This window comes from Nostoc sp. CALU 1950, assembly GCF_051172895.1.
GTDB classification, from domain to species: domain Bacteria; phylum Cyanobacteriota; class Cyanobacteriia; order Cyanobacteriales; family Nostocaceae; genus Nostoc; species Nostoc edaphicum_A.
Genome location: NZ_JBDNJQ010000080.1, coordinates 1 through 24,074 on the forward strand (window position 1 = coordinate 1; position 24,074 = coordinate 24,074).

The window sequence follows — 24,074 nt, forward strand, 5'->3', positions numbered from 1 at the left end:
GCCTCCCAGAATGGGTTCCCAGCCTCCAGGCTGGGAACCAGTCAGAACAAGGGCTGTATCTTTTCTTAGTGCCATTCGATCAATGACAAATGACAAATGACTAATGACTAATGACCAATAACTAATGACTAATGACTCTTTTTAAAAAATATGAACTTTTTTGATAAATTGAATGGAAATATCTTGCAAAATCAAAGCTTACTATTTGTAGGACTTGATCCAAATCCAGAAATGATGCCTGTGCGTTATGAATCTGAAGAACTCATTGCTGGTTTGGAGAAGTGGTTACAATTCATTATTGCTGAAACTGCTGATTTCGTTTGTGCTTATAAACCAACACTTGGCTTTTACGAAGCGTTAGGTATTCCAGGTTTAGAACTGCTGTACAAAACTTTAGCAGCTATTCCAGCCCACATCCCAGTTATTTTAGATGCCAAACACAGCGACTTAAATACTAGTACTATTTTTGCTCGGACTGTGTTTACAGAATGGCAAGTGGATGCAATCACTCTCAGTCCCTACACAGGACAAGATCATGTAGCACCTTTTTTGGTCTATCCTGATAAAGCGGTGTTTATTTTATGCTGTACTTCTAATCCAGGTGCAGAAGCTTTACAGCAATATCCTACAAAGGAATCACCTCTTTATTTACAGGTGGTAAAAGAATCAAAAACTTGGGGAACTCCAGAACAATTGGGTTTGGAAGTGGGAACTACAAATCCTGAAGTTTTAGCGCTTATTCGAGCGATCGCGCCGGAACGAATTATTATGGCGCGTAGCATCTGGGCCGAGGGTCAAAATCTAAAGCAAATTTTAGAAGTAGGCTTGAATGCTAACGGTGATGGTTTGCTGATTCCTGTTCCTCAAGATATGTTGGGAAACACACAACTATCTGAGCAAATCCAGTCTCTACGCGCAGAAATTAATCAAATAAAAGCTGAAATTATTCACGAAAATTCCACATGTTCTGTGTGGTTTCCTGATGTTTGTTTGCTCAATCAGCATCCCCACCAGGATTTGATTTTACAACTTTATGATATTGACTGCATTATGTTTGGCAGCTTTGTCCAAGCATCGGGAGCTATATTTCCTTATTACATCGACTTACGCAAAATTATTTCCAACCCTCAAGTTTTTAATCAAGTTCTCACAGCTTATGAGGATATTTTGAAAAATCTGAATTTTGATAGGTTAGCAGGTATTCCTTATGGTTCTTTACCTACTGCGACTGGTTTAGCTTTGCGCCTTCATTGTCCAATGATTTTCCCTCGTAAAGAGGTAAAGGCACACGGAACTCGGAGAGTAATTGAGGGTAACTTTCACCCTGGTGAAACAGTTGTGGTAGTTGATGATATTCTCATCAGTGGCAAAAGTGTTATGGAAGGGGCAGGAAAGTTAGAATCAGCAGGATTAAATGTTAATGATATTGTGGTATTTATCGACCATGAACAAGGGGTAAAAGCTAGATTACAGCAAAATGGTTATCGTAGTCATGCGGTTTTAACTATTTCAGAAATTACTAATACTCTGTATCAAGCAGGGCGAATAAATGAGGAGCAATTTTTAGCTTTTGCTGAAAGTTAAAATTTGGAATAGTAGGGATGGGGAAAGATTTTTCTTATCTATTTCCCCTTGGGCATATTTAGTTCTCAGGTTCAATGTAGTAATTAGAATAATTTTGATTTTAAAATTAACTATGAATTTTTCACTGAATCAACTACTTAGATGGTTAATTTTTACGCTACTATTTCCTCTAGCTTTTCTTAATGGTTGGCTATTATTTTTACTGGTTAAAAATTTTCAACCTGTCGTAACAATTCTTGTCTTGGCTACTTTGCTGGCATTCGTTTTAAACTATCCTGTTTCAATTCTCCAAAAGCGAGGACTAAAACGTGGCTATGCTGTAGCATTAGTTTTTATATTAGCATTGATAATTGTTGTTGCTTTGGGTATCACTTTACTGCCCATTATTTTAGAGCAGTTTAATGAGATGGTTAAAGTATTTCCCCAATGGATTGATTCTAGCGAAGAAAAACTTCAGATTGTAAATGAATGGTTTTTTAGACATAGAATAAATGTGAATTTAAGTCATTTATTAGTACAAATTAATGACCAATTACCCAATGAATTAGAGTTCATTTCAGATAAACTTTTAAGCATTATTATAGATACAATTGATAGTGTTTCTGAGGCGTTAATCATAGTAGTGCTGACTTTTTACCTATTGTTAGATGGCCCAAGAATTTGGGAGGGTATATTTAAGAAGTTACCTGGAAGTCTAGCTCAACAGGTAAGCCAGTCTATTCAGCAAAACTTCCAAAATTATTTGATTGGTCAGGGAACTTTAGCTTTGCTGATGGGTGTTTCAATAACATTATTGTTTTTAGGTTTTCAAGTCCAGTTTGCTTTACTGTTTGGTTTGGGAGTTGGGCTTTTGAGCTTAATTCCCTTTGGTGATGTCGTCAGTCTTGTTGTAATAACTTTCATCATAGCCACACATAACTTTTGGTTAGCAGTAAAGGTTTTTGCGGTAGCTGTTGTCATTGACCAGTTAATTGATCAGGCGATCGCACCACGTCTTTTGGGTAAAATTACTGGCATTAGACCAATATGGGTATTAATTGCTTTGCTTGTCGGAACTAATGTTGGTGGAGTTTTAGGTTTACTAGTCGCGGTACCTACAGCTGGTTTTATCAAAGATGTAGCAGATGGGTTTTCTAAATCTAGTGATTCCGATAATGCTGTTAATGGTGAAGCAGCATCAGAATTGTTGGCAGAAGAATCAATCTCGCCATGAGTCAATCTTTTTTTGGCGAAGGTATTACAAAAACCTGAGTCGATAAAATAGGCTCAGGTTTCCATAAGCTTACGAGAACTGGAAGACAGAACTGTTGTTTGGATCAATATTTGTACTAATGTCAGCTTGGGTAAAGGTAGTACCAAAGAGGGTGAACAACAACTGTCCAGTACCAAAATCTGCATTATTAGCGATGCCATCTCCTAATCGGAACTGACTATTACCGTTGACAATACGCACATCTATTGCAGCAATACCACCGAAAGAAAGGATATCTCCCCCTGTTCCTGTTACAAAGTCGTTGATTCGGTCTTGACCATCACCCAAGTTATAGCGAATGGTATCGCTGCCATTTCCTCCGGTAAGTGTGTCATTGCCAGCGCCACCATTGAGGTAGTCATTACCTCCAGCACCGGTGAGATTGTCAGCGCCAGCACCACCAAACAAAGTGTCATTTCCGCCGCCACCAAACAGAGAATCAGCGCCTAAACCGCCGTCTAGATAATCATTCCCTGCATTACCAATTAAGGTGTCATTCCCTGCAAAGCCAAAGAGATTATCGTTGCCGCTGCTTCCGGTGAGGGTGTTGTTAAATTCATCTCCAATATCTAGACCAATTGCATCATCTGCGATCGCACCTGTAAGATCCGCTCCCACGAAAATGGCATCAGTGAAATTTGCTTGAGACAGGTTAGTGTTTCTCAGGTTGGCATCTGTGAAATTTGCACCAACAGCCAATCCATTAAAAGAAAAACCTTCTGCGTTGGCTTGGGTAAAGTTAGCTCCACTCAAATCAGTATCAGCAAAGTCAGCCCCACTCAGGTTTGTTACTGTAACATTGCCATTGGCATCTCTAAAGGAACTAAAATCAGCACCAGTTAAAATCAAATCTTCTGCGGAAACGTTGCTGAAATTCGCGCCACGAAAACTAACATTGCCTAACTGTGTTGGATTTAGTAGTTCTACATCACTGATGGAGAGATCACTGAAATTAGCCAGATCAAAAATAGAGTTTTGTAAGGTAAAATCGGTCAAGTTTGTCAGACGAAAGTCAGCACCCGTTGCATCGACGTTGACCAAAATAGTACTATCCAACTCAGCCTCTAGAAAGCTGGCATTCACGAGCGTTGCACCTGTAAAGTCAGCGGCTTTTAGCTTCGCCTTAAATAAATCGGCTCCCGTGAAGTTAGCACCTCTCAGGTTGGGGCGCTCAGATTGTTCACCACTGAGATTAGCTTCCCGCAAATTAGCATTAGTCAGGTTAGCGTTTGATAGATTGATGAATTTCGTGTTAATCAGCGACAGATTAGCCTGTCTCAAATTGGCTCCACTGAAATTGACATTTTCTAATGTCGCCTTGAACAAATTAGCTGGTTGAGAAAAGTTATTATTAGGGGCAAAAATTGCACCAGATGCATTTACGTTAAATAGCTTTGCTTCTTCAAAGTTAGTGCCTCGCAGCCCTGTATTGACGAATTGAACATTTGTAAGGGTAGCTTTGAAAAAATTGGAGCCATTTAAGTTTTGACCGTTAAAATTGTTTCCGACTAGGCTCTGTTCACTAAAGTTGAAAGCTGTCATATTATGCTCCTCAAAAAAAATTAAGCGGTTTCAAAGTTAAGGAATCAAGCTGGTTTTTGTACTTCAACTTGTTGTTGAGAAGTTTGTTGTTGCAGTTGCTCTTGTAACCAAGAAGAGAAAAGTTCGTTGAGCAACCGTTGCTGCATAGGTTCGTTAAGTTGGGCTGGTATCAGCTTTTCCAGCCGCACAATTACCCACCAATCTCCGATGTGGGTTGGTGGCGATACCTGCTCTGGTTGGCTGATGGCGAGGATTCGGGCTAGTTTGGGATGGGGTGTACTCAATGCAACTGGCCCCACTAAGCCACCAGCCTGAGCTTCTCCACCTTGAGAGTATTGCCTTGCAATTTCAGCAAAGGACTGTTCACCTTCTACAAGACGGAAGTAAAGTTCTTGAGCAACAGCCGCATCCCGAAGGCGAATTAAAGAGTAGATAACATGATCAAGCTTTGGCTTGAGTTTGTAAAAGTGGGAGTCTAATTTACTACCCCAAGTGGCTTGTTTAAACTTTTCAATTCTCAGGTTACGGGTTGCTAAATCTAAAAATTGTGTTTCAGTTATGTTCTGCTGCTGCAACCAATTTTGACGTTCAGCTTCTGATGTCAATTGATGCTGTTTGCACAAGTCTTGGTAACACTTGGCTTCTTCTTCTGGTGTGCAGCTAAAGGGTGCGATTGCTTCATCAATCAAAAGTTCTTCCCGGAGCTTTGATAGCAGTTGGTATCGATTCAAGAGAGGGATAATATCTTGAGTTGTTACCGTCTGGTTATGCACTTGTAAGAGTGTTGTTGATGAATTTGAGTGATTATGTTGAGTCGTGGTAATCAGTTCTAACTGAGCTTTTTTATGTAGAGAAATTAGATTACTGCTCTGATTTTCTTGCTGTTGTATCCATTGCAAATGTTGGGGTAATAACTGCGACAAGTTATAGCGCTCTAAGATTGTTTCCCTGGCTTTGACCCTGATTGAGGCCATTTTGTCTGGATGGGTGAGTGCTTCTGTAATGCGATCGCAAATTTCCTGGGGTGAAAAAAAGTCTACCAACAGACCATTAACACCATCTTGGATCACCTCAGTTACGGGAGCAGTTTTGGAAGCTACCAACAAACAACCTACAGATAAAGCCTCCAACATTGACCAAGACAAGACAAAGGGACGAGTGAGATAAACATGGACAGAAGAAGCTTGGAGAACTTGCAGGTATTCAGAATAAGGTAGCCAACCTGTAAAGTGAACTCTGCTCAGATCAAGATCATATTTTTCCAGCATCACCTCTTTGTAGGTTTTGCCATCAGGTAGTTGTTTGCCGTAAGCTACACGGTTTTCTCCCACAATTACGACATGGCAATGCGGACGTTGTTGTTGGAGTAAAGCCACCGCCTCGATAAACTGGGGAAATCCCCGATAAGGCTCCATACCCCGCGCTACATAAGTGACGATTTCTTTGGCGTGAGAAAGGTCTAGATTGATGCGTGGGAGAATTAACTTTGCTCCCGGTTTGGGGCAAAAGAATTCTGTGTCAATGCCATCATGAAGGACATTGATTTTATTGTGATATTCCGAGGGAAATTGCTGACGCTGCCAATAGGTGGGAGAAAGACCGCGATCGCAACTATATAAATCCTGTAGAATCGGAGCATTTTTAATCCGAATCCGGGCTTTATCGTCAGCGCTTAAGGGTTCGCTGCGATCGAAATCTGCATCGGAGCCATGAGCATGATAAAACCACTCGAAATAGCATAGTAATTTGGCATCGGGAAAAATATCTTTGATGAATAAAGTCGGGCCCCAACCCGAATGACCATAGACTACATCGGGAATAAATCTTCGGGCTTTGAGTTTTTCTGCCAGCCTATAAACACTTTGACCCTGAAGGACAGCATTTTCTAGAGGTCTAACATAGTGATGAGTTTCGGGACGAGCTTCTCGTGTAGGGCTATAGATGACCTTATTAACACCTGGTAAATGATCTTCCTGACGAGTAGTTCCAAAGAATACTTGGTTATCTTTGTCTTTGGCTAAAGCAGCAGCTACATGGCGAAATTGGGCAGGAAAATTTGGATGCAGAAATAAAATTCGCATTGCTCTTTGATTATTAGTAGTTCTCTAAGGGAACTTGGCGGGTAAAGAGTAAAGGGTAAAGGGTAAAGGTGGAATGGCACTAAGTTAAGCTGAAAGGTAAGCGGCGTAGGGATTGCAGAGGGGCAGGGGAGCAGGGGGGCAGAGGGGAATTTCTAAATATCTGAACGCAATGCCTAAAATTTCTTCTTTCTCCCCTGCTCCTCTGCACAAGAGCTGCCTCAACGATTTTCCCTTTTCTTAGTGCCATTCGGTAAAGGTGAATGGCACTAAGAAAAGATAACTGGTTCCCAGCTTCCAGGCTGGGAATCCATTCTGGGAGGCTCTGCCTAGGCTGTTGACTCTGTACCTTTTAGCCCACAAGACTTCATGCAGAAATTGTGTTTTTTATTTTGGCGTAAAGATGGCTGTTGCGGGCGCTTTCACACAAGCAAAAACCAGCACAAATAATTTTTCGGTAATTCCCAAAAAAATAGCCAAAATCAACAGCCTAGGCTCTGCCTCCAGTAGCTTGAATTGAGGCAGAGCCTCTTTTAAATACATTCCCAGCCTCCAGGCTGGGAACGAGACGACACAAGCCTTTGGGCTTTTCTTAGTACAATTCGGGTAAAGGTGTTTTATCCCTTTCCTCAATCTTCACCCTGCATTTTTGGGTTGGCTGACTATTAGTCTCCTGCCGTCTTCAACTATAAAGACAGCAGGAGAGATAAAATTGAAACAATCAACCCCAAAAGTGGCTCAGTACGTTATCGTGACGCTGCGGCTGCTTTGTTGATTTTCTGGGTACTATCAGGTGTGTGCTACTTGGCTGGTACCCAAGTACACCGCCTGGTTACCCATTTCTTACGATAGAAAATCGAATTCTGTGATCAGTGCAGGAGCCACGTTAATTACGGTCGCTAACAGTTCGCCAGTTTCAGCAATAGAAATCCGACTACTAGCTTGACCATTAATAACAACACGGCTGATTGTGAGTTCCTCAAACGGTAAGTCAACCTCGAAGAAATCTACACCATCCTGGAAGTCAGTGATAATGTCGCCTACAGGAGCAGGTACAGGTGGCTCGCCGGGATCTGGTACTTCAAACCCTACTTCTTCCAACACAAATATGTCAGTACCCGCACCGCCAGTCAGGGTGTCGCGTGCGGTTTGACCTTCCTCGGCGTCTTGTCCACCGAAGAGGGTGTCATTACCAGCACCACCTACAAGGCTATCAACTCCTGTTCCACCATCAAGATTGTCATCACCACCTTGACCCAACAGGGTATCATCGCCAGAACCGCCCACTAGGGTGTCAAAACCATTCCCACCTAAAAGGGAGTCGTCGCCGTCAAATTCTTCGGGCCCACCTTCTAAGAAGTCAGCTTCAGCGCCGCCTTGGAGAGTGTCATTGCCAAGACCACCATTGAGGGTGCTACTGCCAAGACCACCATTGAGGCTATCACTACCATCCCCACCATCGAGGGTGTCAAAACCATCCCCACCTAAGAGGATGTCATCACCACCTAAACCATCGAGGAAGTCATCGCCGGTTCCGCCATCTAGGAAATCATTGCCACCACCACTTAAGCTATCAGCATCGCCTTGGAGAGTGTCATTACCATCTCCACCAAAAAGGGTATCAGCGCCAGCCGCACCCAAAGTATCATCACCGATAAGGAAATCATCACCGCCTAAACCATCGAGGAAGTCATTGCCAGCTCCACCATCGAGGGTGTCGCCTTCGATAAAGCTGTCACTGCCAATCAGGGAGTCAGCGCCTGCACCACCGTTGAGATTGCTCTTACCGAAACTGTTATTAGCAGTTGTCAGAGTGTCATTACCAGCTCCGCCGAACAGAGTATCCTCGAAGCCACCAAAGAGCAAGTCATTACCAGCGCCGCCATCGAGGAAGTTTTTCTCATCAAGAACATCGTCCTCACTCTGCCCACCATAGAGGGTGTCATTACCGCCCTCACCAAAGAGGGAGTCCTCGCCAGCATCCCCAAATAGTCTGTCAGCACCGGCTCCACCAAACAGAGTATCCTTATCTTCCCCACCTCGAATGAGGTCATTCCCACCTGATCCCAATAACAGATCATCACCAGCAAAGCCGCGAATCGTGTCAGCTGCACTGGTACCTTGAAGGGTATCGGAATCGGGTGTTCCATTTCTAATTGCCATAAATTAATCCTTGCTTTTGGGTTTCAAAAAAGTATTTGGCTTGTTTACAACTAAGTTAGTTGTTCTAATTCTCATCACTCCCCCTCTCCCAAGTTTGAGAGAGGGGCGATTAAGAAATGATGAGAAGATATTGGAAGAGATCATCAAACTTAAACTGCATAGCTACATGATTAAGCATTTGCAAATCACATCCTTTGTTTGAGTTGCTTGAACAATCACAATGTCATTCGTGAATCATTAATAGCTGTGTATTTTTGGTAATACGAAATTGTCAGAGATATTATTTTGTTGACAAAATAATATTCCTGGCTCACCTAATGTTTACCAGAGATTTCATTGCCTTCATTTAATGTTGTAAATGAAGTTATAAAAAAATATCTTTGGCAACTTGGTATAATGCGGCATCACAAAAATGGACAGTTGTAGCTTCTGCTAACAATTAGAAGCAACAATGACCACAATTCAAATATGATGCGATCGCACACCTTTACTGATCACCTTCTTAAAGTTAAGTTTCACTAACCAGAACTCCCATTTTGGATGAGGTAAAGGTAAAGGTTATGATTTCGACTTTAGGTAAATAGGTCTTTTAACCTTTGATTTCTTTCGAAAACAAAGTGTGCGTCAACCTTATTTGGTGATGCATATTCTGTGTAGGACATATACTAGTTAGCAACTTAGCCACAATAGTAAATCATGACCGCACAGTTATTTGATTCGCCTGATTCATTTCACAATCCGAATTTACATGATTACGTTTTTCCAGTTAGCTTATAAATCGATACACCACTGAACACTAGCCGAGAGCCGAGATCGATACACCACTGAATACTAGCCGAGAGCCAAGATTGATAATGAGAACTGTAGGGCTTTTAATAAGATCACTATCAGACAATAATGATCTTTTGCATTAATAGCTGCACGAACACTCTTATGCAAGCAAGAAAAGCTGCTGACTTTTCTCCAAGTACCAGAATTTTCACTCCGAAGTTTCAAAAACTTCTTAATCTGTAAAAACTTCTGACTACACCTGATGATATTTATGACGATGGATTAGTAAGCACAATCAAATTTTCATCCATGTTACATATATTTGTATAGTAAGTTATTTCTGTCAATATAGGTATATAAAGTTATGCCTAAAGACAGAGAACAGAACTATTTAATAAATTTTTTGCAGCATTTTATACTAGTTTTTAAACACATTTTTTTATTTTTAAAGAGTAAAATAGTCGCATAAATTTTGCCGAAATCGACTAAACTAAATGCGTGTTTAGCTATTAAGTAAAACGACAATGCATACAGAGGGTGACAAAATGGTAAAAATTATTTCCCAAAAAACCACATGGATTTTTGTTAGTTAAAAATTTTACTTAATAACAAAAAATCTATGTTTAGGCTTTATTTATGTCAACTCTGGTAAGTGGGTGAAGTTATTACTCAATAGATGTTGATGGATTTTGCTTAACTTTAATATATTCTCAAATTTATGATGAAAATGCAAGGACAGATAAGACATTTAAGCAGCTAGTTATCACGAAATAAATAGGAGGGCACGAATAAACATAAGTATAATAAAGATAGGTAAACGACGCTAAAAGCATATTTGCTGGTGGTTTGAATCCTTTACTTCTATCTTGTTTTAACGACAAATATTTACTTTAACATCTTGAAAAGAAGGCAATATTTTGTAAATTAGTGGTCAATTGCAAGTTTAAATAGTCTATTATTTTATTTTTTGAGATTAAAATAAGGGCTAAAGATTACTTCATTAAGCTAATTAGGCGGACAGTATATAAGTGGTCAAATTTATAGCACGTTAATGCAGGAGTCTTGAGAACTAACTGTATTGCCCCCGTGTGTTGTTGTATCCAAAAAAATTGCTTGAAGAAGGCAGGAGGCAGAAGGAACAATTAGGCGGGGTTTTAGACTCTTGTTCCCTTTGATCACTCTCTGTGAGCTGGAAGCAGTATTCCCTTCTGCCTTCTGCCTCCTGCCCTCTGCCTTTCTTGATAAAAAAAGCCCCCGGTATTTCTACCAGGGGTGAAAGATATAATACCATTTCACTTTATGTTTGTCGGAGATGCCCCTGCTTGTGCCTCTACTTAGATGAGAGGCTAGAGATTTCTCAAATATTACAACAAAAAGTGATCGGGTATAAAATTAGCCAACATTTGCTAAGAGTAATTCTCGTTTTTCTAATTTTTGCACTCTCACCTTAGAGTCATCATCAACATCGACAAGCGCTGTGTCTCCATCTGTAATTTCACCAGACAGCATTGCTTCAGCGAGAGAATCTTCTAAAAGGCGCATAATTGCCCGACGTAATGGCCTAGCACCATAGCTGGGATTGTAGCCTTCTTGTACTACAAGTTCTTTGAAGCGATCGCTAACTTCTAAGATAATTCCCTTTTCTGTCAAGCGCTTAGAAACTTCTTTAAGCATAATCTCAGCAATTTGCTTCACTTCATCCCTAGAAAGCTGGGTGAAGACGATAATTTCATCGAGACGGTTAAGGAACTCAGGACGGAAGTAAGCTTTCAATTCTTCATTTACCAAGGTGCGGATGCGGTTATAACTAGCGTCGGCTTGAGTATCAAAGTCAAAGCCTAAACCACTACCACCTTTTTCAATCACCTTAGAACCGATGTTGGAAGTCAAAATGATCAGCGTGTTCTTGAAGTCAACTTTCCGACCTTTGGCATCAGTAAGATGACCGTCATCCAAGAGTTGCAGCAGCATATTGAATACATCGGGGTGTGCTTTTTCGATTTCGTCGAATAGCAACACTGAGTAGGGTTTCCGCCGCACGGCTTCTGTAAGTTGTCCACCTTCGTCGTATCCGACATAACCAGGAGGCGAACCAATTAACTTGGCGACCGTGTGACTTTCCATGTATTCGGACATATCTAGCCGAATCATCGAGTCTTCCGCACCGAAGAAGTAGGAAGCTAGTGCCTTCGCCAATTCTGTTTTACCGACTCCAGTAGGGCCAGAGAAGATAAAGCTAGCAATGGGACGATTGGGATTTTTCAAGCCGACACGAGCGCGACGGATACCGCGAGATACAGCCGAGACTGCTTGCTCTTGTCCGATAAGCCGTTGATGCAGAGTATCTTCTAGGTGCAGGAGCAACTCTGACTCAGATTCAGTGAGCTTGTTGACTGGTACGCCAGTCCAAGAGGCAACGATTTGAGCGATGTCTTCTTCATCAACTACAGTCGAGTTGACAGGTTGCTCACTTGATGTGAAGGTTGCTTGCAGTTGTTCTGCAAGTTTTAATTCTTGGTCGCGCAGTTGTGTAGCTTTGTCAAAATCTTGGACTCTGACTGCTGCTTCTTTTTCTTTGGTAACGCCAGCGAGTTCACGCTTGAGTTCTTTGTTAGGAGAACTTTGAGAGTTCCGCAGACGAACGCGAGAACCAGCTTCATCAATCAAGTCTATTGCCTTATCTGGCAAGAAGCGATCGCTAATATAGCGGTCTGATAATTCTGCTGCTGCCACAAGTGCCGCATCCAAAATCGTGACTTTGTGGTGTTGTTCATAAGCACCGCGCAAGCCGTAAAGAATTTGTACGGTTTCTTCTACTGAGGGTTCGCCAACCTTAATCGGTTGGAAACGACGCTCTAGGGCGGCATCGCGTTCGATGTGCTTCCGATACTCATCAAGGGTAGTTGCGCCGATGCACTGGAGTTCACCTCGTGCTAAGGCAGGTTTAAGGATGTTGGCTGCATCCAAGCCACCTTCTGTACCACCAGCGCCGACCAAGGTGTGAATTTCGTCAATCACCAAGATGATATTGCCCACAGTGCGGACTTCTTCCACGACTTTTTTGATCCGTTCTTCAAAATCGCCACGGAAACGAGTTCCAGCAACCAATGACCCCATATCGAGGCTGATAACTTGCTTGTCCTGTAAGGTTTCGGGAACATCCTGGTTGACAATCCGTTGAGCTAGACCTTCTGCGATCGCAGTTTTACCAACTCCTGGTTCTCCAATCAACACTGGGTTATTCTTAGTGCGGCGACCGAGAATTTGGATTGCCCGCTCAATTTCTTTCTCGCGGCCAACTACGGGGTCAAGTCTGCCTTCTTGAGCTAATTTGGTCAAATTTCTGCCAAATTCTTCCATAGTTAGCGGTTGAGTGCGCTTTTGACTACCACTACCACTACCAGCGAAAGCCGGTGCATTTTCACCCAAACGGCGAACTATGGCACTGCGGACAGCCTTGAAGTCAACCCCTAGATTTTGCAGTACTTTGGCGGCGACACCTTCACCAGCCTCGGTTAATCCTAAGAGTAAGTGTTCAGTGTTAATGTAATTCTGTCCTAGACTATGAGCTTCTTTAAACGATTGCTCGAAGAGGCTTTTCACCTTAGGAGTAAAAGGAATTTCTGGTGGTACAAAGCCAGAACCCCTACCAATAATTTTTTCTACCTCGCGACGTGCGTCTTTGAGGGTAACGCCTAATTCAGCCAGCACTTTAGCAGCAACCCCAGTTCCTTCTCCCATCAAACCCAGGAGAATTTGTTCAGTTCCTACGAAATTGTGTCCCAGGCGACGTGCTTCCTCCTGAGCTAACATAATTACTCTAATGGCTTCGGAAGTGAAGTGTTCAAACATAATGGGTTCTTGCTCCCTCGCTGCTTGGACTTTGGGTGAGATAAATTCACCCTCATCTAAAGTTTTTTGTATTTTCTTAAGGACTAATGTAACTTTATTTAAAGTTAAGTGGCAGTGTTGAGAGCCGTAAGACATCAGGTGTACTTGCCGTCTACTAGGAGTGCTGAGTACTTAGTAGTGAGTGCTGAGTGGAGTATGTAGGAAGTCAAGAGTTACAAAGTTGACAGTTAAGTTTTCGGTATTTGACAATTTTCTTTTGTCTGTTCTGTTTTTCACTGTCAGCTAAACTTAAAACTCAGGACTTAGCACTCTAAACTCAGGACTGACAATGACTGAAGCAAAGGCCGGTAAAGATCAACAACATCCACTTTATAACCGCGATCGCCCCCTTATTGATATTTTACTCGCTCAAGAGGCGACAGACTATAACTTAGCAGAATTGGCTAGACTGCGAATGCGTTATCAAGGGTTTCCAGGGGCGAGAGACATCCAGAAAGACCTAGATAAAGTCTTACAGCAGTGGGGTTTGAGCGAAGCCGAGCTTTTTGAGAAAACTCGTCAAATTCACGATTTGGGGGGAATTTACAAAAGTCGCGGCAAGAAGGATGAACAGGATTGGAATTAATGATGGGGCAGGGGGCAGGGGAGCAGGGGAGCAGGGGAGCAGGGGGGCAGGGGGCAGGGGAGCAGGGGAGGAAAAACTAATGACAAATGACAAATGACTAATGACTAATGATTGATATAGCCAAGGCAGAAAGAAGTTTTTTAATTTTTAATTGATTTTTCTCTGCTCTCGACTGGAATGGCGATCGCTAATTCTGTGCCTTTGCCTAACTCAGATGTCACTGTGAGTTGTCCATCATGTTTTTCTTCTATAATCTGCCGGGAAATGGCTAGTCCTAAACCAGTGCCTTTACCTACTGGTTTGGTGGTAAATAAATAACCAAATAGTTTTTGCTTGACATTTTCGGACATTCCCGCGCCATTGTCTTGTATTCGGATCAAGACATGATGACGATCTTCAGACAAGGTAGTGGAAATTGTGAGCTGATTGGGATTATCTTTAATTTGTTGGAAACTACGCCCTTTGTTAGATTCTTCTAAAGCATCAATGGCGTTGGCGATGAGATTCATAAAAACTTGGTTGATTTGCCCAGGAAAGCATTCTAATTGAGGTATTGTCCCGTAATTTTTGACTACTTCAATCCCAGGGCGATGCTCATTGGCTTTGACTCGGTGCTTGAGGATGAGTAATGTACTTTCAATACCTTCATGAATATTAAAATGAACCTTGCGATCGCAATCTCCTCTAGAGAAGGTGCGGAGACTGGCGCTAATTCCCCGGATGCGATCGCTACCTTCTTTCAAGGAGGAGATGAGTTTGGGCAAGTCTTCTTGGAGATAGTCTAAATCGATTTTGGCGATCGCTTCCTCAATTTCTGCTCCTGGTTCAGGAAAGGTTTGCCGATAAAGATTGATTAGTGCTAATAAATCATGAATATATTCCTGTGCAGGTTTTAAGTTGCCTGCAATAAAATTAATTGGGTTATTAATTTCGTGGGCAATGGCTGTAACGAGGTTGCCCAGTGCCGACATTTTTTCTTTTTGCACGAGAGTGTATTGTGTCTCTTGCAGGTCGTGCAATGCTTGAGTTAATTGTGCTGTTTGTTTTTCTATGGTGATTAAATCGCGATATGACCTTAAAGCTGCGATCGCACTTGTAATTAACTTTTGGCGAGTTAATTCTATTTTCAACTTATAATCATTGATGTCATAGTTTAGAATCACTGATTCTTCAGGCGCATCTCCCGGTTGTCCTGTGCGTAAAATCACCCGCACAATCTGATTTTTTAACTCTTCCCGAATATACTTAACTACCCTTAACCCAGCATCATTAGTTTCCATCACCACATCTAATAAAATAAACGCGGTATCTGGGTGAGTTGCAATCAGCTTTTTGGCTTCTATTCCTGAAAAAGCTGAGAGGAAAATTAAAGGTTTCCCTTCATAGGTAAAACTTCTCAAAGCTAACTTAGTCGCTTGGTGAACTTCAACGTCATCGTCCACAATAATTATTTTCCAAGCTTCTAATGTCTCTTGTGCCTGAGATTCTGCTGTCCAAGGAGTTAATTGAGTTTTATCACTTATTTGCTCTCGATCATCTTCAAACACGAAGACTTCATCGCCTGTTGGTGAGAGAGATATCTGGGTATTGTTAAGCATTGTCAACCAACTTTGTAAAAAAGAACAAGAAAAATAGTATTGCTAAAATAAGGATGAGGGAGATAAGAGAAATAACTCCAAACTCCAAACTCCAAACTCCAAACTCCAAACTCCAAACTCCTAACTCAGCACTCAGCACTCAGCACTCAGCACTCTTACAGAGGTAGTGTCACTGTAAATAGGGTTCCCTTTTCTACTTCACTATCAACATCAATTGTCCCCTGTAGCTTTTGAGTAACTAAGTTATAGACAATATGCAGACCTAAACCACTGCCTCCTTGTTGCCTAGCGGTGGTGAAGAAAGGCTCAAAAATTTTGGTTAAGTTTTCTTGCGGAATACCACAACCATCATCGCTATATTGAATTACAACGCGCTGGTTTTCTTGCTTCACCTCAATTCGCAACTGTCCTGATTCATGAAGTTGATAGCCATGATTCAGGGAGTTCATCACTAAGTTGGTGATAATTTGCGCCAAAGCCCCAGGATAGCTGTTGATTCTAACAGTTTCATCTCCTGTCACAATCAAGATATGGGAAGCTTGTTTGAGTTTGGGAGTTAAGCTTGTGACGATTTCTTCCAAATACTGCTTGACTGAAAATGTCCGTTGTTCCAAACTAGTCTGATCCACAGCTACTTGCTTGAAGCTTTGCACCAGTTCTCCGGCACGATTCAGGTTGCTGAGAAGCAATTCAGTACTTTCCTTGGCAATTTCCAAATAGTTGTTTAAAACTGAACGCTTTAATTGACCTTCCTCGACGGCCATAATCAGCGATCGCGTTTCATCAGCTAATGTAGAAGCAACGGTGATACTAGTGCCCACAGGTGTATTGATTTCATGAGCAACTCCAGCCACAAGACCACCCAAAGCCGCCATTTTCTCAGATTCCACCAGTTGCTTTTGGGTAGCTTTGAGGTCTTCTACAGCTTGAGATAATTCTTGAGTTCGTTCGGCTACCTTTTCTTCTAGGGTGTTGTAGAGAGTAGCATTTTCGATGGAGATGGCAGCTTGAGAAGAAAGCAAATTGAGAACTTCCATCCGATCTGGTGTAAAGGCTCCAGTTATAAGATTATTTTCTAAATAAACAATCCCGATCAAATTGCCTTGATTGAGGAGAGGAAAACACAGAATAGATTTAGGTTGCTGTTGATGAATGTAATAATCACGAGTGAAGTTACCTTCATTAACGGCATCATGTAATACTACACTATCCTTAGTCCGGGCAACGTAGTCGATAATAGCATTAGATAATATTGGTTTACTGAAAGTTTTTATGGGGATAGCTTCAGTGACTTTAACTGTATCTGACTCAATTGTTCCTGATGCTCTAATTTGCCATTCTGACTGTTGGTTGAGTAGTAAATATCCCTTTTCTGCCCCAGCATTTTCGATGATGATTGTCATCAATTTAGTCAACAAAATATCGAGCTTAATTTCTCGCCCTAGAACGTGGGAGGCTTTGAGAACACTATTGAAATCTAAGGAAGTTGATAAGGTGGTACTAGTGGAGGTGATTTTAGAGGTTGGAAATTGAGAGTTTCTTGGGGTTTGGGTGAAAAATTGGGGATAGCGTTTTTCTAAATCTTCTAGTTTAGTTTTAGCACCCCAGCGAGTGTAGGCATAGTAGGCATTGAGTAGATAATCTTGGGCGATTTTTTCTTTACCCCATTCAAGATAAAATCTGGCGGCGAGTTCAGAACTAAGGGCTTGTTCGTTGAGATATTGATGTTCTGTCGCTTTGGCGATCGCGCGATCGTACATCTCAATAGCCTCAGCTTTTTGCCCTAAAACTCGATACCGTTCAGCTTCCACTAAATAAAATTTGTGCAATAAATTTGTCGGCATGTAGTTTGCCCAATTCTGCATTTGGGCTTGATTGGTTGTGACTTTTTCTAATAAGCTTTCTTGTAATGATGGCAGCGCATCAGTATATAAAGCTAAGGCTGTCAGAGAATCGTAGAAATTGAAAAGTGCTACGATTGTGGTTCCTATTACTGCATTTACATACTTTTCCAACTCGTGAGCATTGGCTGCGGCTTGGGGGAAATCTTGGAAAAGATAGCAGAGAATAAGCTTCGAGCAATATATGTGTGCTAGACCAGTGCGATCGTTAACTTGCTTATGCCAGGGTAGCATTTGCTCCTCCCGATAAGCTGCCCCACTTAAAAGACAAGTATTTTCAGTTTCCTCTAGCAGATTTAAGGTTAACTGCCAATAAATAGCTAGATACTCAAGAGCCATTTTGTTCTGGACTTGACGGAAGACATAATGGTAGCTAGAGATTTGCCGTTCAACTTCCACCAAGTTTTCTCCACACACCCAAGAATGTATGCTCTCATAAACTGCACACACACCGGAAAATTGGATATCTCCTCGGTCTCTACCAATTTGATAGGCTTCTTTTAAAGGGTTGAGGGTTTTCTGGACTGGTTGTTGCCAATGACAGACGCTAACATTAAAGACAAATTTGATATGACATTCGAGATATCGAGCGTCGTAAAGTTCTAACAGCTTCAGAGCGAGTTGACCAAATTGATAGCCCAATGGAATCTCTCCCAAGGCTCCACAGAGAATTAAACCGTACATCACATAGCCAACTGTTGATAGTGCTGTATTGCCATGTTCCAGAGATAAATTCACCATCTCTAAAATAATAAATGGCAGTATCTCATGTCCTCCCCGAAAGGCAGGTGACATAATGCTGGAAAGAATTTGCATTACTGCTAGTTGGTGGGCTTCTTGCATTTGAGGCAAGTTGATTAGGTCTTCGACTTTCCTTCCCGCCAGACGATCTGCTGTTTGCTGTAGCACTTTGTTCAGTTCTAAGGAACTCAGAACAGAGGGAAAGTAAATTCCCAAGGCTTGTAACACTTCTAGACCAGTTGTGGTCGCAGCTTGCAATTTGTTTTGGATTGAAAAGGCTTGGATTTTGACATCATAAACTTTCATCTTGTCCAACAAAGTTTGAGCATTTTGTAGTACCTCCTCTATCCATCTATTCATTTGGGCAAAGTCGCCGTACACAAATGCTGCTTCTGCTGCTGACTCAAATAATGACAAGGTGAGATAATAATTTGTTTGCCAAGAATCTGCTGTTAGTAATTGAATGCCCAGTGAAAAATATCCCAAAGCAGCCTCATAAGCGGCAGATGCCTTAGCTTTACGTCCCGCCAATAAATTAAAATTGGCTAACTCATTGCGTTCGCTTTGAATGTTAATTAAATCTGCACCAATATTTAATTGATTAACAATTTCAAAAATTTTCTCTTCTTGCTCTGTTGCTAATGTGTTGCTCAACATCAGCCGCCCAATTTTTAGATGAGTTGCTTGCTTCTGCCCTTCAGAAATCAGAGAATAAGCCGCTTGCTGGACGCGATCGTGCTGGAATTTACAAGTAGCTTTACTAGCTTTTTGCTCATCCCGAAAATTTTTCAGATGATATTGATTATTTGAGAAAACAATTAAACCTTCTTTTAGGGCTGGTAATAAATGCTCTACTAATTCCTTGGCTGATTGTTGAGAAATCACAGCCAATGTAGATAAATCAAAATTATTACCAATACAAGCAGCTAATTGCAAATTTTTCTGAGTAATTTCTGCTAAATTGACAATTTTCCTTGTCATTAATTCCACAACATTATCAGTAATATCCTTAGCTTGAATCTGCTCTAAATCCCAGTGCCACTGCTTTTTTGTGTAATCAAAGCTGAGTAACATATCTGTATAGAGAGATTTCAAAAATTCAGTGATAAAGAAAGCATTTCCCTGAGTTTTTTCGCAAACCAAGTTAGTTAATGCCTGACTAAAGATGGTTGAGCAGCCCAATGCTTCCGCAATTAAAGCATTCACATCTTTTGAGGTGAGGTTTCCTAAATGAATCTTGGATACAGATCCGCCCTCTTTTTCAATTTCGTCCAAAGTCATCACCAGGGGATGAATGGAATCCACTTCGTTATCTCGATAGGCTCCGACGATGAGGAAATTTTGAATGTTGCGATCGCCTAAAATAATCTTGAGCAGTTTTAACGAAGCACTATCAGCCCATTGCAAGTCATCAACGAACAAAACTAGGGGATGTTCCGCCTGACAAATCGCCTTGATAAAGTTTTGGAAGACCAGATTGAAACGGTTTTGGGCTTCTTGTCCACTTACTTGAGCTACGGGAGGTTGTTCGCCAATCACCAATTTTAAATTGGGAATGACATCAATTAAAACCTGTCCGTTATTGCCAACAGCAGCTAATATTTTTTCTTGCCATTGTTTCAAAACGGATTCACTTTCGGTCAATAATTGATTACACAGGTCATTAAATGCTTGAGAAATAGCGTAGTAAGGAATATTACGTTGGTACTGGTCATATTTACCAGTAATAAAATTGCCGCGTTTGGCTGTAATGGGTTTATGAACCTCATTTACTAAAGCTGATTTGCCCACTCCAGAATAGCCTGCGACTAGCATTAGTTCAGTTGTACCATTGGTGATGCGATCGAAAGCCGCCAATAGCTTCTCTAATTCTGGTTCTCGTCCATAGAGCTTTTGCGGAATTATAAAGCGATCGGAGATATCCTGACTAGCTAACGCAAAGACATCGATTTTCCCATTGCTTTGCAGTTGATGCAAACATTGTTCTAAATCAGCCTGAATCCCAGAAGTAGACTGATAGCGGTCTTCGGCATTCTTCACCATCAGTTTCATTACAATCTCACATAGCACTTGGGGAATCCCTTCCCTATCCCCTAAAAGTGGTGGTTGTTTCGCAATATGGCAATGAATCAACGCTAGAGGATCATCCCCTAAAAACGGCACTTCTCCTGTTAGTAATTTATAGAAAGTTACTCCTAATGAATAGAAATCACTGCGATAGTCAATCGCCCGATTCATTCGCCCCGTTTGCTCAGGAGAAATATAGGTAATAGTGCCTTCTAGAACATTAGGATTTTTAAATGATTGGGTTTCTCGTGACAGAACTGTGGAAATACCAAAATCGATAATTTTTATCTGTCTAGTATTGGGATTAAAGACAATATTTGATGGGTTAATATCTTTATGGATAATATTAGCAGCGTGGATTTCTTTAAGGCTTTCGACAATAGAAATACTCAATCGAAGAAACTGTTCTAACTCGATTTCTCCAGCTAGTTGCGATTGAGCTAAAGAACTACCGCCGAAATCTTCTAAAACTAAAACTGGTCGTTGTTGGTGAATTTCCAAAGCGTAAACTTGAACAACTCCTGTGAGATGAAGATTGTGGATAATGTCATATTCACGCTGGTAACAAGCAATACGTTCTGGCGAGGGATAAACATCTCGCAGGGTTTTGAGAATTACAGGTTGATTATCGGCTTCCCGGTAGCCTCGATATATCAGAGAATTGCTGCTTTCGTAGATTTGTTCAATAATTTGATAGCCGGAAAGCATGAGCATAATTTGGGTACTCCTCAAAAGTGGGTTAATGCTGTCCCAGTCACTTTGTTAGAGTTAGTGTACCCATCAGCTTGCTGCATTCTTAAGCAAGTGCGCTGCTAATTCTGGAGATTTTGTTACGAGATCATTTACTTAACTTAAGCAAAAGTTGATGCCCAGATCCCCGACTTCTTCAAGAAGTCGGGGATCTAAATCCAGCTATCGACGCCAGTCAACGACATTATGAGCTTTTCAATGTTCTGACGAGTGGTGTCAATCAGCTTCAACACACTTGCTTTACAGTAAAATTCTTACTTAAAATTCTCAACTTGTATTGCCTCTTCCCCTGTTTCCAGTTGCTCCCGTTGCTTGCCATACTCCCGCAGCTGCTTCAATAGGTTTTCTTGGGATGAGTTAGGGGTAGACGGACTGGGGGTTGCTTCAAGGTTGGTGTCGATATTTCCAAAATTAGTCGGTGAGGGATTAATCACGTAGACGGGTAAGGACTTGTCATTAAACGTCGCCTGTTGGGTTGGTTCTGGGGTAGGAATTAGATTCTTTGGTTTGCTCACAACAGCTTTTACCGAATCTAGAGTAGTAGCAACCTGCACTTGTTGCTGCATCTGTTGTGTAGAAGAGACTAAACCACTTAAACCATTTACCAATTGCCGCAGATTTTGGCGGAAATTAGGATCACCTGTCAATTCATCTAAATCAGATGTAATTTTTTGGGTATTTTCAAAAGTTACTCGTGCTGAATCTAAGGTTTGTTGCAGCAGCACCGCATTCTTTGGATCATTTAAAGTTTGAGAAGCATCGCGTAAATTAGCTGAAGCTTGCGCTGCATTTGCTGAAAGAGCTTCTAAATTGTTGAGTAATTCTCCTTGAGTCAATCGATTGACAGATGGTGATAAGCTACTGACTGTAACACGCAGCTGGTTGCTGGTTTCGGTAATATTGTTCAACGCACCAACTAGCGCCGAACGATTTGTTGTCAACAGATTATCCAGGTTGTTCAGCAATCGATTTGCTTGAGTTGCAGTTTCACCAAATTTATTTACTGTTTGATTCGCGGATGTATTAAGTTGGTTTGTCGCCCGTTGCACTGAATTAGCTGTGGCAGAAAAGGTAGTAAGTTGTTGTTGTAAACTTTTGGTTAAACCTTGTAAATCCTGACTTAGCTCAGTAAAACTGGATGCTGCACCTGTGGTACTTTCTAAAACCCTATTAATATTTCTATAAAATTTTGGGTCATTGTATACAGCAGCTAGCTCAGTTGAACTGCGAATGAGTGCATCAACACTGATACCAACCTGACCTTTTAACCGAGAGCCATTACAGACTATGAGACTGGTATCACAACTTTTATCTAGGGGTTTAGCAGTCACGACCCCAGAAGGTAAGGTTGTTCTTGGTGTGATATCGATAATACTTTCGCTAATTAACCCGCTTTGATTAGCTTCCACTACTACATTCCGGGGGATAATTAGGTCAGTTTGGGCAATTTCAATCTCTACATCGATGGCATTTGGCCCTGGTCTAACCTGGGAAATAGTTCCTACCTTAACGCCACGGTAGCGAACTGCTGCTCCCTTTTGCATTCCGCCAGCGTTGGCAAATTCTACAATAATTTTGTATGAACGACCAGCAGCAGTATACCTATTTAACCACAGAAAAAGTAATCCAAATACCCCTAGTCCTAGCAGGAGTAATAACCCCACAGAACCTTCTCTAAATGTTCGCCCAGACGCGAAGCGGCTTGTCATAAGACCTCGCATTTTTTTACCTCCACCAACAACCAACAACCAATTGGGAGTTAAAAGTTAGTAGTCAAGAGTTGAATTTAACTCCTTATTCCTCATTCTTAACCCCTCACTTTTGAGTTTCTAGCCGGCGACTTTAATCGGGCCTTGAACGCTTCCACTAATAAATTGTCTGATCAAGGGATTTTCTGTGTTGTATATTTCACTAACTGTACCCTCCCACTGCACTCTACCTTCATAGAGAAATATAAGTCTATCAGCTGTACGACGGATAGTGCTGTCTTGGTGGGTAACAACAGCATAAGTACTACAAACTCCATGTAAACATTGCAAATGGCGGATTAAATCTTCGATTACTGTTGAGGCAATGGGATCAAGTCCGGCTGTTGGTTCGTCGTATAGTAGAACTTCTGCGCCTTCGCTGGGACTATCGGGGTTAGACATAATCGCACGGGCAAAACTCACCCGTTTTCGCATTCCCCCGGAAAGTTCGGCTGGGTAGAGGTGGCCTATTGCTGGTAAACCTACCATCTCCAATTTTTCTTTTACCAAATCTCGGATGCGCGATCGCGGCAGCTTTGAATTTTGATAAAGTAAAAATCCTACATTCTCTTCCACTGTCAGCGAATCAAATAGCGCCGCCTGTTGAAACACCATACCAATGCCAACTTGCTGGCCACCATCCTCAATCAAACCGTCTCGCCGCACTCCTTGCACATAAATTTCTCCTTCATCGGGAGTAAGTAACCCCGCCATTACTCGTAAGATAGTTGATTTACCAGTCCCCGATGGGCCAATAATCCCCAGTGCTTCTCCCCGGTAAATGGTCAAGTCTACATTATCTAGAACTTTATGGCTACCAAAGGACTTAGAAACACCTTTCAGTTCAATCAATGGTTCAGTCATTAGTTATTAGTCATTGGTCATTGGTCATTAGTCAGTAGAAAATAAACAAATGACTACTGAGAACTAACAAAGGACAAATATGCCCAATAGTGATGTCATAGTTATTGGTAGGGCATTGTATAGTACATCATAAGTATATGATTAGCATTCTGATTAGCAAACTTTATTTTTTTAACATAATATTTAGTCATTTGTGATGTTCCACGTCCCAAAATACTCTCAACGCAAGGCTGACAAAGACACCGTAGTAATTAAACGTCTCAGTGATGGTAAACTAAGACTCTAATTTTCTGTAGACATCAGCAAAATTGCTTATTAGTATAAATGTACTCAGCCTTGTTATAACTACTAAGAGAAAAGCTCCGACAACAAAAATCTAATTAATAGGTTTATACAAGATATAAAAATCAAATTTAATTTATGAAGATCAAAATCTTCAGATTTTCAACTTTTTATATAAGTCCAACACCTTATTTCATGAATGATTAAGTATAGCTATAGAAAAATTTATTTTACTGCCATCCAAAGTTATTCAATT

The 24,074-nt window shown here is 41.3% G+C and carries 12 protein-coding genes; 3 read left to right on the plus strand and 9 right to left on the minus strand.

All coding sequences use genetic code 11. The features are described 5' to 3' along the window. Nucleotides 1–150 precede the first annotated feature (150 nt). The gene (locus ABF638_RS21050) at nucleotides 151–1,584 is read left to right on the plus strand and encodes a bifunctional orotidine-5'-phosphate decarboxylase/orotate phosphoribosyltransferase (protein ID WP_435024935.1); all 1,434 of its coding nucleotides are present in this window, start codon (nucleotides 151–153) and stop codon (nucleotides 1,582–1,584) included. 112 nt (nucleotides 1,585–1,696) lie between these two features. Further along, nucleotides 1,697–2,797: an AI-2E family transporter gene (locus ABF638_RS21055; RefSeq protein WP_435024936.1), complete on the plus strand. Its 1,101-nt coding sequence runs from the start codon at nucleotides 1,697–1,699 to the stop codon at nucleotides 2,795–2,797. 69 nt (nucleotides 2,798–2,866) lie between these two features. Here ABF638_RS21055 and ABF638_RS21060 read toward each other — a convergent pair whose 3' ends face one another. From ABF638_RS21060 to ABF638_RS21080, 5 genes are all read right to left on the minus strand, one after another. Continuing rightward, complete coding sequence (locus tag ABF638_RS21060; RefSeq protein ID WP_435024937.1) at nucleotides 2,867–4,378, minus strand: pentapeptide repeat-containing protein; 1,512 nt, start codon at nucleotides 4,376–4,378, stop codon at nucleotides 2,867–2,869. A 44-nt stretch (nucleotides 4,379–4,422) separates the two neighbouring features. Continuing rightward, entirely contained in the window at nucleotides 4,423–6,459 is a 2,037-nt protein-coding gene (locus tag ABF638_RS21065) for a glycosyltransferase (RefSeq protein ID WP_435024938.1), read from the minus strand. A gap of 384 nt (nucleotides 6,460–6,843) precedes the next feature. After that, nucleotides 6,844–6,999 carry a hypothetical protein gene (locus ABF638_RS21070; RefSeq protein WP_435024939.1) on the minus strand — a complete coding sequence of 52 codons (156 nt, stop codon included), beginning with the start codon at nucleotides 6,997–6,999 and terminating at the stop codon, nucleotides 6,844–6,846. A gap of 300 nt (nucleotides 7,000–7,299) precedes the next feature. Next, entirely contained in the window at nucleotides 7,300–8,619 is a 1,320-nt protein-coding gene (locus ABF638_RS21075; protein WP_435024940.1) for a calcium-binding protein, read from the minus strand. A 2,163-nt stretch (nucleotides 8,620–10,782) separates the two neighbouring features. Then, complete coding sequence (locus tag ABF638_RS21080; protein ID WP_435024955.1) at nucleotides 10,783–13,242, minus strand: ATP-dependent Clp protease ATP-binding subunit; 2,460 nt, start codon at nucleotides 13,240–13,242, stop codon at nucleotides 10,783–10,785. A gap of 328 nt (nucleotides 13,243–13,570) precedes the next feature. On the opposite strand from ABF638_RS21080, the gene ABF638_RS21085 reads away from it, so the two are divergent. Next, nucleotides 13,571–13,867, plus strand: a complete 297-nt coding sequence (locus ABF638_RS21085; RefSeq protein ID WP_181930522.1) for a DUF3288 family protein — start codon at nucleotides 13,571–13,573, stop codon at nucleotides 13,865–13,867. 140 nt (nucleotides 13,868–14,007) lie between these two features. On the opposite strand, the gene ABF638_RS21090 is transcribed toward ABF638_RS21085, so the two are convergent. The 4 genes from ABF638_RS21090 to ABF638_RS21105 all read right to left on the minus strand — a co-directional run bounded on the left by ABF638_RS21090 (nucleotide 14,008) and on the right by ABF638_RS21105 (nucleotide 23,536). Further along, nucleotides 14,008–15,465, minus strand: a complete 1,458-nt coding sequence (locus ABF638_RS21090; RefSeq protein ID WP_435024941.1) for an ATP-binding protein — start codon at nucleotides 15,463–15,465, stop codon at nucleotides 14,008–14,010. A gap of 155 nt (nucleotides 15,466–15,620) precedes the next feature. Next, nucleotides 15,621–20,888 (minus strand): trifunctional serine/threonine-protein kinase/ATP-binding protein/sensor histidine kinase, encoded by a 5,268-nt coding sequence (locus ABF638_RS21095; protein WP_435024942.1) that lies wholly within the window; start codon nucleotides 20,886–20,888, stop codon nucleotides 15,621–15,623. 290 nt (nucleotides 20,889–21,178) lie between these two features. Next, nucleotides 21,179–22,645 carry an MlaD family protein gene (locus ABF638_RS21100; protein ID WP_435024943.1) on the minus strand — a complete coding sequence of 489 codons (1,467 nt, stop codon included), beginning with the start codon at nucleotides 22,643–22,645 and terminating at the stop codon, nucleotides 21,179–21,181. A 108-nt stretch (nucleotides 22,646–22,753) separates the two neighbouring features. Continuing rightward, on the minus strand, nucleotides 22,754–23,536 hold the full coding sequence (locus tag ABF638_RS21105) for an ABC transporter ATP-binding protein (protein ID WP_181930524.1): 783 nt from the start codon (nucleotides 23,534–23,536) through the stop codon (nucleotides 22,754–22,756). Nucleotides 23,537–24,074 lie beyond the last annotated feature (538 nt).

Bases quoted from the DNA above. Each gene is read 5' to 3' on its own strand.
- ABF638_RS21055 (WP_435024936.1), top strand. From the start codon at position 1,697: ATGAATTTTTCACTGAATCAACTACTTAGATGGTTAATTTTTACGCTA.
- ABF638_RS21075 (WP_435024940.1), bottom strand. From the start codon at position 8,619: ATGGCAATTAGAAATGGAACACCCGATTCCGATACCCTTCAAGGTACC.
- ABF638_RS21085 (WP_181930522.1), top strand. From the start codon at position 13,571: ATGACTGAAGCAAAGGCCGGTAAAGATCAACAACATCCACTTTATAAC.
- ABF638_RS21080 (WP_435024955.1), bottom strand. From the start codon at position 13,242: ATGTTTGAACACTTCACTTCCGAAGCCATTAGAGTAATTATGTTAGCT.
- ABF638_RS21090 (WP_435024941.1), bottom strand. From the start codon at position 15,465: ATGCTTAACAATACCCAGATATCTCTCTCACCAACAGGCGATGAAGTC.
- ABF638_RS21060 (WP_435024937.1), bottom strand. From the start codon at position 4,378: ATGACAGCTTTCAACTTTAGTGAACAGAGCCTAGTCGGAAACAATTTT.
- ABF638_RS21050 (WP_435024935.1), top strand. From the start codon at position 151: ATGAACTTTTTTGATAAATTGAATGGAAATATCTTGCAAAATCAAAGC.
- ABF638_RS21105 (WP_181930524.1), bottom strand. From the start codon at position 23,536: ATGACTGAACCATTGATTGAACTGAAAGGTGTTTCTAAGTCCTTTGGT.
- ABF638_RS21065 (WP_435024938.1), bottom strand. From the start codon at position 6,459: ATGCGAATTTTATTTCTGCATCCAAATTTTCCTGCCCAATTTCGCCAT.
- ABF638_RS21095 (WP_435024942.1), bottom strand. From the start codon at position 20,888: ATGCTCATGCTTTCCGGCTATCAAATTATTGAACAAATCTACGAAAGC.
- ABF638_RS21070 (WP_435024939.1), bottom strand. From the start codon at position 6,999: ATGTATTTAAAAGAGGCTCTGCCTCAATTCAAGCTACTGGAGGCAGAG.
- ABF638_RS21100 (WP_435024943.1), bottom strand. From the start codon at position 22,645: ATGCGAGGTCTTATGACAAGCCGCTTCGCGTCTGGGCGAACATTTAGA.